Annotated in this window: 12 protein-coding genes; 5 read left to right on the top strand and 7 right to left on the bottom strand. The window is 67.0% G+C overall.

What is annotated here, in order from left to right:
- Positions 1-37: 37 nt before the first annotated feature.
- The 4 genes from MK181_01280 to MK181_01265 all read right to left on the bottom strand — a co-directional run bounded on the left by MK181_01280 (position 38) and on the right by MK181_01265 (position 4,258).
- On the bottom strand, positions 38-1,390 hold the full coding sequence (locus tag MK181_01280; protein ID MCH2418425.1) for a hypothetical protein: 1,353 nt from the start codon (positions 1,388-1,390) through the stop codon (positions 38-40).
- 124 nt (positions 1,391-1,514) lie between these two features.
- On the bottom strand, positions 1,515-2,342 hold the full coding sequence (locus MK181_01275) for a hypothetical protein (GenBank protein MCH2418424.1): 828 nt from the start codon (positions 2,340-2,342) through the stop codon (positions 1,515-1,517).
- 55 nt (positions 2,343-2,397) lie between these two features.
- Positions 2,398-3,066: a hypothetical protein gene (locus MK181_01270; GenBank protein MCH2418423.1), complete on the bottom strand. Its 669-nt coding sequence runs from the start codon at positions 3,064-3,066 to the stop codon at positions 2,398-2,400.
- A 37-nt stretch (positions 3,067-3,103) separates the two neighbouring features.
- Entirely contained in the window at positions 3,104-4,258 is a 1,155-nt protein-coding gene (locus tag MK181_01265) for a Na/Pi symporter (protein MCH2418422.1), read from the bottom strand.
- A gap of 278 nt (positions 4,259-4,536) precedes the next feature.
- On the opposite strand from MK181_01265, the gene MK181_01260 reads away from it, so the two are divergent.
- On the top strand, positions 4,537-4,809 hold the full coding sequence (locus MK181_01260; GenBank protein ID MCH2418421.1) for a WhiB family transcriptional regulator: 273 nt from the start codon (positions 4,537-4,539) through the stop codon (positions 4,807-4,809).
- A 91-nt stretch (positions 4,810-4,900) separates the two neighbouring features.
- Here MK181_01260 and MK181_01255 read toward each other — a convergent pair whose 3' ends face one another.
- The 3 genes from MK181_01255 to MK181_01245 form a co-directional block, all read right to left on the bottom strand.
- Positions 4,901-5,191, bottom strand: coding sequence for a hypothetical protein (locus tag MK181_01255; GenBank protein ID MCH2418420.1), 291 nt, complete (start codon positions 5,189-5,191; stop codon positions 4,901-4,903).
- An 87-nt stretch (positions 5,192-5,278) separates the two neighbouring features.
- Positions 5,279-5,467 (bottom strand): twin-arginine translocase TatA/TatE family subunit, encoded by a 189-nt coding sequence (locus tag MK181_01250; GenBank protein ID MCH2418419.1) that lies wholly within the window; start codon positions 5,465-5,467, stop codon positions 5,279-5,281.
- An 80-nt stretch (positions 5,468-5,547) separates the two neighbouring features.
- Entirely contained in the window at positions 5,548-5,832 is a 285-nt protein-coding gene (locus MK181_01245) for a WhiB family transcriptional regulator (protein MCH2418418.1), read from the bottom strand.
- A 320-nt stretch (positions 5,833-6,152) separates the two neighbouring features.
- On the opposite strand from MK181_01245, the gene MK181_01240 reads away from it, so the two are divergent.
- From MK181_01240 to MK181_01225, 4 genes are all read left to right on the top strand, one after another.
- Entirely contained in the window at positions 6,153-7,007 is an 855-nt protein-coding gene (locus MK181_01240) for an enoyl-CoA hydratase (protein MCH2418417.1), read from the top strand.
- A 260-nt stretch (positions 7,008-7,267) separates the two neighbouring features.
- A complete protein-coding gene (locus MK181_01235; protein ID MCH2418416.1) occupies positions 7,268-9,397 on the top strand; it encodes a hypothetical protein in 2,130 nt (709 codons plus the stop codon).
- Positions 9,398-9,563: 166 nt separating this feature from the next.
- Complete coding sequence (locus MK181_01230; protein ID MCH2418415.1) at positions 9,564-10,403, top strand: succinate dehydrogenase cytochrome b subunit; 840 nt, start codon at positions 9,564-9,566, stop codon at positions 10,401-10,403.
- Between the two features lie 12 nt (positions 10,404-10,415).
- A complete protein-coding gene (locus MK181_01225; protein ID MCH2418414.1) occupies positions 10,416-12,359 on the top strand; it encodes a fumarate reductase/succinate dehydrogenase flavoprotein subunit in 1,944 nt (647 codons plus the stop codon).
- The last annotated feature ends 24 nt before the right edge of the window (positions 12,360-12,383 follow it).

Raw genomic sequence — 12,383 nt, 5'->3', positions numbered from 1 at the left:
TCGGTTGCGGTGCGGCGCGCCGACGAAAGCCAGACGGTCAGGAGGTGTCGCGCCGCCAGAAGCCCAACTGCCCGTCTGGCCGGTCGGGGTCCTCCGGGGTGACGACCGGCGGTGCCGGACGGGTCCCCTGACGGAACCACCAGAGGGCGACCAGAATGGCCACGGCCACCATGCTGTATCCGTGCTCCACCTGGAGGGGGAGGAAGACGGCCAGAAAGGCCCCCACGGCCCACACCAGCTGGAATCGGCCCTCAAAGCGGGCGAACGACCGGCCGTGGTTGGCACCCGGGGCGTCGCGTTGAACCAACGAGTCGAACGCCAACTTGGCTGTTCCGCTGCAGAAAGCCACCAACCCGCCGATGACCACCGCCCCACGCAGGCCGCCCAACCAGGCCGAGAGTACCGAGCCGGCACACCCAAGGAACAGGACACTCAGGATGATCCGCTCCTCGGACAGCCGCCGTCGCACCACCGGTGCCAACCGGGCGCTCAGGAACGCCCCGACACCCACCGAAAGGAGCACCAGGCCGAAGTGCCAGGCTGGCGCGGCAGGGCTGCCTAGGACATCCTGACCCCGCACCAGACCGGTGGACGCCCCGGCCGCCCGTCCCGCGCCGTCAATCGGCACCCCTTCCGCGCCGCCCCGGAACTCGAAGGCCAAGAGAAATGTGGTGAAGCCGACTACGGCCCTGAATGTCCCGATGGCTACCGAAGCGGCCCGGATGCCCCGCTTCCTAAGCTCGGCCCGCTCGCCGGCCGTGGCCGGAGCGGGCGCCACCACCACCTTGGGGAGCCGGAGGGCGAACAGCAGAGTCAGGGCGTAGGCCCCTACGGCCACCATGGCGGGAGCCGTCGGCCCGACCAGCAGGGCGAGACCACCGATCCCAGCGCCCACCATGCTGCCCACGGCGCTCAGGAGGGCCAGCTTGGCGTTGGCCTCCACCAGCTGTAGGTCGTTACGGACCAGCGACGGTACTACCGCGCTCTTGGCCACCGAGTAGCCCTTCTGGAGAACCAGTAACCCGAAGGCCAGCGGGAACAGCAGCAGGCCGTCCAGGTGAAGAACCATCTGCCAGGCAACGACGCCGCGTCCCAGGACGGTGAGGAGGATCATCCCCCGCCGCCCTCCACGCACGCTGTCGACCAGCGGGCCAATCAGGGGGGTGACCACGGCGAAGGGGGCAATGGTTAGTACGAGGTAGAGGGACACCCGCCACCGGGCAGCATCCGGGTCGATTGAGAAGAAGATCGAGCCCGCTAGGGCGACAGCGACCATGGCATCGGACACCGCCCCGAACACGTGCGTCCGGGCAAAGCGGGTGAAAGGACTAACGGTGATTCGGGGCCTGTCAGCCGGAGAGGATCCTGCCCCCAATGCGTCACCGTCCACGGCTCGGAGGCTACGGGGCCCCGACCCTAGGTGTGGGGGCTGGACTACCTCTCGTAGCGGTAGCCGATGCAGCACCCATCGGCGACTCGAATCCGGTACCGCGGCTGATCCTCCACCCGGGCCCTCAGTCGGAGACTCCGCCCGAATCCGGCCGGCCCCGCCACCCTGTCGCCCACTCGTCGAGCGGAAGGTCCGCTGATGCGGCATGGGTTGGCGCCAGTGAAGTAACCGTGGCCCAACCTTTTCGCAGCAGGTCGCTGTCCGAACCCTCGGGCACCGGCAGGTCGTTGGCCACCAGGTCGAGGCGAAGGCCGACCTCATCCTGTCCGGTGATAACGGTCCGCACACCTCCCACTGGTGCTAAGTCGGCCCACCGCAGGCCCCTGGTTTCCGACGTCGGCCTGTCCGGCACGTTGAGGTTGAGCACGGTCCGGGGTGGCGCCTCGACTATCCAGGACACCATGGTCTGGGCCAGATCGGCGGCCGACTGCCAGTGGGGTTCGCGATACGGCCCGAGGTCGCCGTTTCCGGACGGGGCTACGTCCAGGCTGACCGCCAAACCTGACCAGCCGAAGCGCTCACCAGCCAGGACGGCCCCAATGGTTCCCGAGAACAGGGTTGAGCGTCCGGTATTGGGTCCCCGGTTGATGCCGGCTACTACCGCTTTGGGTGGATCGCCGAATCCGCCCAAACTGGCCAGCATGGTGATCAGCGCTGGGGGCGCAGCCACCGAGAACCCGATCAACGACTCACCGTCTGGCAAACCGACTCTCACCTCGTCGACCGCGACCCGGCCAGGGTCATCGATGGGACCGAGACAGGCCGACGCGCCACTCCAGTCGGTGGACGGCGCGACCACTACCGGCTGATGCCCGGCGGCGGCCACCGCGCCGGCTAGGGCACCAAGGCCCGGAGAGGAAATCCCGTCGTCGTTGGTAACGAGGATGCGCATGGTCACCGACCCTAGGGCTGGTCGCCCGACACCGGACCAGTTGATCTCGGAACAGTCAGTCCCGGTCCTCGACGTCCTCGTCGAAGTAGTCCAGCCGGTCCACTGGCATGACCACGGCACTGACCACGTTCAGGGAGTGAGCGGTCACGCGCTTCAGGAACCGGTAGAGCAGCGCCCGGGGCACCGCGTACAGGGCCGGGCCGGTGGAGTGGACTAGCTCACTCACCAGGGCGTCAAACTCACGGCGTAGCTCGTCCCCCCGGGCTATGTAGGCCCGGGCCCGCTCCTCGTCACGCTCGGTCAGAATCTCGCCCATCAGGGCGATGCGGGACGAGACCTCGTCGCGGAAGCCCAGGATGCGCTCCAAATCATCGGCTTCAGCAAACGACACCCCTTCCTCGGCCAGGTCGAAGATGTTCTTGTTGTAGTCGCCGATCCGTTCGAGGTCCTTGATCATGTTCATGAACACGAGCATCTCGGTGGCATCGCCGCCGGCATGGACCGAGAAGTGCACGACCAACTCGCGGCGGATCTCCATCTCGGTGACGTTGATCTGGCGATCGGTCCGACGAACCTCGTCGGCCACCGAGGCAACCGAGCCACCGGCGATGGCGTTCATGGCCAAGTCAAACGTGTGTCGGGCGTCGGTCACCATGCGCTGGACCTGCGCCTCAATGCGGCCGAGGCCGCTGTCGTCGCTGCGGCGGAAGAAACTCATCACCATGGGCGTCGCCCCCTTGTCAGAAGTTCGGTTTTAGGTCTCATCGGAGGATCACCACGCCGAGAAGCGGCACCACCACGAACATACCCACCGTGTAGGCAACGGCCATAATGCGCCGTTCCATGGCGATGTCCGCCAGGCCCCTTGCCAGACGTATCGGCACGCGTCGAAGGGCCTGAATCGGGTAAAAGACCATGATCCCGCTCAGGTTGAACAGCGTGTGCACGATCGCCACCGTGACGGCAGCCGGACTCCCAGTGGCCAGCGAGGCCAACAGTGCGGTGACCGTGGTACCAACGTTGGCCCCAAGGGTCACCGGGTAGATGTTCTCGAGGGTCAGAACCCCTGAAGCGGCGAGTGGTACGAGCACGGACGTCGTGATCGACGACGACTGCACCGAGATCGTGATGATCGCTCCGATAAGGATGGCCACCATGCCGGAACCGGCACCGAGGGCCCGGTTGATGGCGGCCTCGACCCGGTCGGCTACCAGCAGTCGCATGTTCTTCGTAATGAAAGCCAACGCCACAAAGATGAACGCCACCCCGATGACGATGAGGAAACCACCAAGGACGTCGCCGTGTGCGCCGAGGTCGGCCAACAGGTCCTTGACCCAACCGGCAGGCATCTTGACTGCCTGCTTGAGGGGGCTCCTGAAGCTCGCACCCGAACTGCCAATGACCTGGTCGGTGATCCATCCGGCGGTTCGGGACAGGTAGTTGGTGGCTATCTCGAACGGCAAAAACACGAGCACGGCCAGGACGTTGAAGAAGTCGTGGACCGTGGCGGCTGCGAAGGCCCGTCGGAACTCTTGGGCACGCCTCATGTGGGCGAGGGACACCAACACGGCCGTGACAGTCGTACCCACATTGGCGCCCATGACCATCGGTACCGCTTCGTCGACCCCGACCACACCACTGGCCACCAAGCTCACGATCACCGAGGTCGAGACCGACGAGGACTGGACGAGGATGGTCGCCAGGAGACCAACGAAGAAGCCACCGAGCGGATTAGACACACCCTCAAACAGGCCATCGACCAGGTCCTTGCCGAGGTACTTGAAGCCACCTCCTAACAACTCGACCCCGGTCAGGAATAGGTAGAGAAGGGCCAGGACGAGCAGGGCACGGACCGATGTGGACATCCCCGAGCGGTTGTCTGCGTGTCCGGAGAGGGCGGTGGGAGAGTCGGTCATCAGCGAACGGACGGTGCGGCGACAAGCCAACCGGTCCTTCGAAGCCTACGAGGTCCACCCGCCCGGTATTCGGCTATCGGGTGACATTTCTAGGTAACCCCCATCCGGGGGGTAACGGGGCGTTGGACGCCCGCTGACCCCCGATCTCCCGGTCCGACGGACGGCTTCTGGCCTTTACGGAGGCTTTCGGCCCCGTGTGAGAGAAATAGGGCATCAGGGGCGGAGCGGCCCACCGGACCGACCGTACGACGGTCCAAAAAGCAGGAGAGATACCGACCATGGAAACCACCTGGATGACCCGGGGTAGTTGTGCCAATAGCAACCCCGAAGTTTTCTTCCCCCACGACGGCATCGGCGTCGAGATTGCTAAGCAGGTCTGTGCCGGGTGCACCGTCACAGCGCCGTGCCTCGAGTACGCCCTCACCAACCGCGTCGAACACGGCGTGTGGGGAGGCTGCTCAGAACGCCAGCGGCGCCGAATCCTGAAGGAACGCCGAGCGGCGATCCACGCGGGCCGCCAGAAGGACGATCTGGTGGCCGTAGCCGCCTGATCCCCCAGGGGCGACCCCTCCACGCCCCGTTCCGGCAGCGGCCCCGACGATTCAGGCGTCGGGGTCGTTGTCGCGTTTCGGCGAGCCGGAGTTAGGCCCCGGCAGCCACCGCGTCCTCCTCGTCATAGCCGAGGTCCCAGGAGATGAGGACGTTCTCGCGCTCGGCGTCGCGGTTGATGCGCTCCCGGTTGCGCCGAAACTGAGGGTCATGGGGCGGGAGGAGCATCAGGCGCGCGTGCACCCGGTCCCGGAAGGACTCGATCAGGTGCGGATCGCCGAAACTCGACCGGACCTCCCAGTGCGGAGCAGCCGGTCCGAGGTAGACAACCTTGACATCACCGATCGGCGGCTGCGGCGCGAGTTCCTCGGAGAAGTTGCTCATAGGCCCGGAGTGTACCGTCGGGTCTGTTGTGCCCGGCCGGCCTGATCGTCCGCCTGGGCCGGGTCCCCGACGCGAACGGTTCCCGGGTCAGGAGGCCTCGTCGTCGTCCCCGGAACTGGCGTCCGCCTGGCCCTCAGCAAGCCCCTTCTGGAGTTCCTTCTGAGCCCGTCCCAGGTTGCGAGCCAACTTCGGGAGCTGGCTACCACCGAACAGGACCAGGCCGATGATGGCCACGATGAGGAGTTCCTGGGTTCCGATGACAGCGAGGGTGTTCATGGCAACACCCTATCCAACGGCGAGATCGGGAAACAGGCTGGCAAGGAGTCCTACGGGCGAGGGCCCCATTCCCGGATCCGTCAGCCAGCCTCGACAGCGCGGACTGCCGCCTGGCGATCCAGGGCCCGCTGGCGACGGATGCGTCGCCGCTCGCGCTCGCTCATTCCGCCCCAGATTCCGAACTTCTCGCCGTTTTGGAGGGCGTACTCAAGGCAGTCGATGCGCACCTCGCAACCCCGGCAGACCTCCTTGGCCTCGCGGGTACTCGCCCCGCGCTCGGGGAAGAAGAGGTCCGGGTCCACACCCAGGCAGTTGGAGAGGTCCTTCCAGCCGGTGTCCAGATCAGGCTTCGCGATGATCCCCATCGAACCGTCCACCTTTCCGCCGGTCCGCCCCTCCTCCGGTCGGGGAAAGGCCACGTTTTAATACCAGCAGTGGAATTACATCACTGTGATTCCCTGAATTGCAAGGGAAATCGGAGGTTTTCCGGCGGTCCCTCGATCAATGGGTCTGGCTCACCGTTCGCCGGTGTTCCACGAAGTCGACCACCTAGTCACCAAGGTCCTCGTTGGTAATGGAGAACGCCCGGCCACTGGTACGACGCGGTTGGGCCGATCGGTGGACCCTCCCGTAGCGTCGAGCGAGCCGTCACCCCGACGACCCGACACCAGAACGGGAGCGCCCGATGCCCATCAACCCCGACGCCGCCGGTTCGGTTGGCGAGCCCACTGAGATCTCGTGGACCTCCAAACAGAGCCTGCTGTATGCCCTGGGCGTCGGAGCGGGGACCACCAATCCCACCGGCTTCGAGCTGGAGTTCACGACCGAGAACTCGGATGGCATTGTCCAGCGGGCCTTCCCCACCCAGTGTGTGGTCATCGGTGGAGGACGGACCCCGGACTTTGGCGACTTCAACCCGATGTTCCTGCTCCATGCCGAGCAGGCGATCACCTGCTACCGGGAAATGCCCGCCTCGGGTTCGGGAATCGCCACCGGTCGGGTCGGTGACATCTGGGACAAGGGCAAAGCGGCCCTCGTGTACCTGGAGACCGACGTTACCGATCCCGAGGGAAACCCACTGTGGTCCACCCGGGCCGGCCTCTTCCTGGGCGGCGAGGGCGGCTGGGGTGGGGATCGGGGTCCGGCCAGCACCTGGGAGGCTCCGGACCGTGAGCCTGACCACGTCGTCACGTACGCCACCCGAACCGATCAGGCCCTGCTCTACCGGCTCAGCGGAGACCGCAACCCACTGCACTCCGACCCCACATTCGCTGCCGGCGCAGGCTTCGACCGGCCGATCCTCCACGGCCTGTGCACCTACGGGTTCACCGGACGGGCCCTACTCCACGCCGTATGCGACTCCGATCCGGACCGCTTCGCTGGTCTAGGCGGCCGGTTCAAGTCGCCGGTCGTACCCGGGGAGATACTGGACATCCACGCCTGGGAAGTCGACGGGCCCGACGGCGACACAGTGCTGTTCCAGACCCGGGTCGGTGACCGGGTGGTCTTTGACACCGGCGTCCTGACTCGCCGACCGTAACCGGGCTCTGACCCGATCGGGATTACCAGTCAGTTCCGTTAGCGGTACCGGGCCCCGAGGTCTGCCTGTTCAGAACCTGGCGAGGTGGAGACCCTCGAGGACCATCTCTGCCTCGTTGGCCATCACTCCGGCCGTGGATCACCTACCCCGGTCTCTTCGCCCGGTAGTTCGGTGATGGCCGGAACCCTAGCCACAACCCAGTCGCGGCCTCCCTGCTGGCCTAGCTCGGCGGCCGGACCACCGACGGTAGCGTCGGCGCTATGGACCTCTCCGGGCCGTGGAGGGCACAGGTTGCCGATGACCTCCTGCGCCGTACCTTCCCCGACGACAACCTGGACGACAGCGACTGGCCTGAGGTGGAGGTCCCTGGACATTGGGCTGACCACCCGAACTTTTCCGGCTCGGACGGCCCGCTCCTGTTCCGGACCAGGTTTACGGCCGACTCCCCCCACCCTGATCGCCGCCTCTTTCTGGAACTGGACGGCGTGGCCTACCAGGGCGACGTCTGGTTGGACGGCTCCTACCTGGGTCCGACCGAGGGCTACTTCGTCCCCCACGCCCTAGAGGTCACCGAGGAGGCCCGCCGACGCTCCGACCACCTGCTAGCCGTCGAGGTGACCTGCCCACCGGTTGGCAACCCCGAAGAGAAACGGACCCTGACCGGAGCCACCCAGGGCGAGCCCGGCGGGTGGAATCCGGGAGGCATCTGGCGGTCCGTCCGCCTCCGGGAGACTGGACCCGTCCCCCTACGCCACCTCCGGGTGGTCTGCACCCGGGCCACCGAGAACGTGGCCACCCTGGCGATCCGGGCCGTGGTCCACACCGACCGGCCCCGCCCGGTCGTGTTCCGGACCCGTGTCCTGGGCATCGACCATCGCCACGGGCAGCCCCTGGCCGGGGGCGAGAACCGCGTGGAGTGGTCGGTCCGGGTGCCCCGTCCCCCGCTTTGGTGGCCCGCCGAGCTAGGTGACCAGCCCCTGTGCGAGCTAACCCTCGACGTGGCCACCGTCGACGGACTCGTGAGTGACACTGCGATCCGCACGGTGGGCTTCCGCTCTGTCCGGATGCGTGACCACGTCTGGCGGGTAAACGACGAACGGCTGTTCCTCCGGGGTGCCATCGTGCCCCCGCTGGCTCGCGGTCTGGTCGCGGTAACCACCAAGGGGGCTGAAGCCGACCTCCAGCGGGCCGCCGCCGCCGGCCTGAACCTGGTGCGAGTGGCCGGCCACGTCTCGGCACCCGCCCTCTATGAGGCGGCCGATCGGGCCGGGATGCTGCTCTGGCAGGACATGCCCCTCCGGGGCGGCTACCACCGTGACGTCCGCGGCCAGGCGGCCCGCCAGGCCCGGGAGATGGTCGACCTCCTGGGACACCATCCCTCGGTCGTCGTGTGGTGCGGGCACGACGGTCCCGACCCGGTCGACAGGACCCGGGCCGCCCCCCGGCTGCTGGACCAGCAGAAGCCGACCTGGAACCGCACGGTGCTCGACCGGACGGTCCGCCGGGCCCTCGACCAGGCTGACCCGTCACGGCCGGTAGTCAGCCACTCCGGGGTGCTTCCCAACCTCCCCCGGCTGGACGACGCCAACAGCCATCTGTGGTTCGGCTGGTACAGCGGACGACGTGCTGACCTGGCCGCCTACCTGGACCGGATTCCCCGTGCGGGCCGGTTCGTGTCGGCGTTCGGATCCCAGTCGGTTCCCGAGGAATCGCCGGCCCTGTCTGACGGAACACTGGACCCGGCCACCTGGCCTGACGTTGACCAGGAGCGCCTATCCGCCGTGTACGGGGCCGAAGTCGACGTGCTGGTGCGTCGCTTCCCACCAGCTGACTACGAGGATCCTGGGTCGTGGGCGGCAGCCACCAGGCGCCACCAGGCCGAGCTGCTGCGGATCCAGGTGGAGGCCTTGCGCATCCGCAAGTACCGGCCTACCGGCGGTTTCGCCCTAGACCGCCTGCTGGACGTCGCTCCGGCCGTCTCCGGCTCGCTTCTCGACCACCAGCGGTCGCCCAAGCCCGCTTACGACCAAGTAGCCGCCGCCTGCGCGACCACCATTGTGGTGGCCGACCCGCCGCTGTCAGACATTGCCCCACGGTCCACGCTTCGCTTCCGGGTCGTGGTAGTCCATGACGGCCGGGTCCCGCTGAACCACGTCCGGGTCGACGCTGTCTTGACCGTGGCCGGGAAGGAGGAGTCCTGGTCGTGGGGTGGCCCGGTCGAGGCCGACTCGGTCACCCTGGTCGGCACCGTCGAATACCCGCTCGGTGACGCCACCGGCCCTGTCGACCTGGCCCTGCATCTTGTCCACCCGGTAGACGGTGTCGGCGCGGAATCCGCCGGCCCCGGAGCGATGGCCAACCACTACTCCGGACGCATCGGCGCCGGCTGACCGACAGCCGCGGGATAAGGACGGGCCACGGCCCTCGATACCCGGAATCGGCCATCTAGACGGGAGATAACCCCGGAAACGTCCCATCTGCCTTGCGCTACCCTGCAGCCTGCGCCCGTCCCGACTACCGCCCACCGGTCGGGGCGAGACGGCCGAGGAGGGCCCCATGGCACAGACCACCGGACAGCGTTACCGCGTGGCTCCGGTGCGTTCCCGTGGGCGCGAGTGGCCGTTCCCACTGAACCTTTACCAGTCGGCCGTGGGCCGCAAGTGGGTCATGGCAGTCACCGGCCTAGGGCTTATCGCCTTCGTCCTCGCCCACATGGTCGGCAACCTCCACGTGTACGAGGGCCCGGCCCGCATGCACGAATACGCTGAGTCGCTACGCACCCTGGGCGGAGGCCTGGTTCCGCAGGGCGCCATTCTCTGGCTCCTCCGGTTAGGGCTCCTGGGCATGTTCGTGCTCCACCTCCACTCGGCCATCACCCTCAGCCGGATAAGCGGCAAGGCCAGCGAAAAGGCCGGCCGGATCAGCGGCGCCAAAATGTACGAGGGTGGTCGGGACCACGTGGCCGCCACGTACGCCAGCCGGACCATGCGCTGGACCGGACCGATCATCGCCCTGTTCGTTCTCTACCACCTAGCTGACCTGACCTGGGGCTGGTGGCTAGGGGACGACTTCGTCCCCGGCGACCCGTACCACAACGTCTCCGAGTCTCTGGGCAACCTTCCGGTGGCCGTGATCTACGTAGTGGCCAACATCGCCCTGGCGTGGCATATCTTCCACGGCGCCTGGTCAATGTTCCAGAGCCTGGGGGTCAACAACCCGCGCTACAACCACCTGCGACGTGCTCTGGCCTCTGGGGTGGCCGGCCTGATCCTGGTCGGGAACCTGAGCTTCCCTCTCCTGGCCCAAGCCGGGCTCATTGACGAGGACGGGCGGACCTGTCCTGTTGGCGAGGTCGAGGGCAACGCTTGCCTGGCAGACCAGGCCGCGGGCCACTAGGAGGACGCCGCCGTGAACTCACCCTCCCCAGCCTCCAGCCCGGCCTTGGACGCCAAGGTCCCCGCCGGCGCCATCGCCGACAAGTGGCAGAACCACAAGTTCTCCATGAAGCTGGTCAACCCCAACAACAAGCGTCGGTTCGACGTCATCGTGGTCGGCACCGGCCTGGCTGGCGCCTCGGCCGCCGCCTCGCTGGGCGAGCTGGGCTACCGGGTCAAGGCTTTCACCTTCCACGACAGTCCCCGGCGGGCCCACAGCATCGCCGCCCAGGGTGGAATCAACGCAGCCAAGAACTACCCCAACGACGGTGACTCGGTCCACCGCCTCTTCTACGACACCGTCAAGGGCGGCGACTACCGGTCCCGCGAGGCCAACGTCCACCGCCTGGCCGAAGTCTCGGTCGACATTATCGACCAGGCCACTGCCCAGGGCGTCCCGTTCGCCCGTGACTACGGGGGCCTACTGGACAACCGGTCGTTCGGCGGAGCCCAGGTGTCGCGTACCTTCTACGCTCGTGGCCAGACCGGCCAACAACTCCTGATCGGTGCCTACTCGGCCCTGATGCGCCAGGTGGCGGCGGGGACCGTGGAACTACACAGCCGCTCCGAATTGCTTGAGGTGGTCAGGAAAGACGGCCGGGCCTGCGGGATCGTTACCCGCGACCTGCTGTCCGGCGAGGTCACCCCGCATTCGGCCCACGCCGTGGTGCTGGCGACCGGCGGCTACGGCAACGTCTACTTCCTGTCCACCAACGCCATGATGTGCAACGTCACTGCGGCCTGGAGAGCCCACAAGCAGGGAGCCTTCTTCGCCAACCCCTGCTACACGCAGATCCACCCGACGTGCATCCCGGTCAGCGACGACTTCCAGTCGAAGCTAACCCTGATGTCCGAGTCGCTCCGCAATGACGGCCGGATCTGGGTCCCCACGGCGTTCGACGACGCCCGGTCGGCAGGTGACATCCCGGAAGTTGAGCGCGACTACTACCTGGAGCGTAAGTACCCGGCCTTCGGCAACCTGGTGCCCCGAGACGTAGCGTCCCGCAACGCTAAGACAGTGTGTGACGAAGGGCGCGGCGTCGGCCCGCTGAAGAATGGCGTGTACCTGGACTTCGCCGCGGCCATCGCCCGTGACGGCCTGGAAGCCATCTCGGCCAAGTACGGGAACCTGTTCGACATGTACCACCGGATCACCGGTGAGAATCCGTACGAGCAACCCATGCGTATCTACCCGGCCATCCACTACACGATGGGCGGCCTCTGGGTGGACTACCACCTGATGACTACGGTGCCCGGGCTGTACTGCATCGGCGAGGCCAACTTCTCCGACCATGGTGCCAACCGGCTGGGGGCCAGCGCCCTCATGCAGGGCCTAGCCGACGGTTACTTCGTGCTCCCGTACACCATCGGCGACGACTTAGCAGGCCTGCTGGGCGAAGCAGCGGTGCCCACCGATGACCCGGTGTTCGCCGAGGCAGTCCGGGGGGTGGAGGACGAGCAGAAGCGCTGGTTGTCCATCAACGGAACCCAATCCGTCGACCACTTCCACCGAGAACTGGGTCGGATCGTCTGGGAGTACATCGGCATGGAGCGCAACCGATCCGGCTTGGAGAAGGCCCTGACCGAGATCCCGGCGCTCCGCGACGAGTTCCACCGCGACGTGCGGGTCTTGGGCAGTGCCGAGACACTCAACCAGTCACTGGAGAAGGCCGGGCGGGTAGCCGACTTCTTCGACCTGGCCGAGCTGATGGCCCGGGATGCCCTGGAACGTAGGGAGTCGTGCGGCGGCCATTTCCGGGAGGAGCACCAGACGGCGGAGGGCGAGGCCCAGCGCGACGACGAGAACTTTGCCCATGTGGCGGCGTGGGAGTGGAACGGTGACGGCACCGCCCAGACCCGCCACCGCGAGGAGCTGGTCTTTGAGAACGTGGCGCTGGCACAGCGCTCCTACAAGTAGGGCTGCGGAGCCGGAAGGGGAGCC

It is taken from the genome of Acidimicrobiales bacterium (genome assembly GCA_022452035.1).
Lineage (GTDB): Bacteria > Actinomycetota > Acidimicrobiia > Acidimicrobiales > MedAcidi-G1 > UBA9410.
This window is presented reverse-complemented; position numbering and strand designations above follow the sequence as displayed.

Bases quoted from the DNA above. Each gene is read 5' to 3' on its own strand.
- MK181_01245 (MCH2418418.1), bottom strand. From the start codon at position 5,832: ATGGGGATCATCGCGAAGCCTGATCTGGACACCGGCTGGAAGGACCTC.
- MK181_01250 (MCH2418419.1), bottom strand. From the start codon at position 5,467: ATGAACACCCTCGCTGTCATCGGAACCCAGGAACTCCTCATCGTGGCC.
- MK181_01235 (MCH2418416.1), top strand. From the start codon at position 7,268: ATGGACCTCTCCGGGCCGTGGAGGGCACAGGTTGCCGATGACCTCCTG.
- MK181_01260 (MCH2418421.1), top strand. From the start codon at position 4,537: ATGGAAACCACCTGGATGACCCGGGGTAGTTGTGCCAATAGCAACCCC.
- MK181_01255 (MCH2418420.1), bottom strand. From the start codon at position 5,191: ATGAGCAACTTCTCCGAGGAACTCGCGCCGCAGCCGCCGATCGGTGAT.
- MK181_01265 (MCH2418422.1), bottom strand. From the start codon at position 4,258: ATGACCGACTCTCCCACCGCCCTCTCCGGACACGCAGACAACCGCTCG.
- MK181_01230 (MCH2418415.1), top strand. From the start codon at position 9,564: ATGGCACAGACCACCGGACAGCGTTACCGCGTGGCTCCGGTGCGTTCC.
- MK181_01240 (MCH2418417.1), top strand. From the start codon at position 6,153: ATGCCCATCAACCCCGACGCCGCCGGTTCGGTTGGCGAGCCCACTGAG.
- MK181_01275 (MCH2418424.1), bottom strand. From the start codon at position 2,342: ATGCGCATCCTCGTTACCAACGACGACGGGATTTCCTCTCCGGGCCTT.
- MK181_01270 (MCH2418423.1), bottom strand. From the start codon at position 3,066: ATGGTGATGAGTTTCTTCCGCCGCAGCGACGACAGCGGCCTCGGCCGC.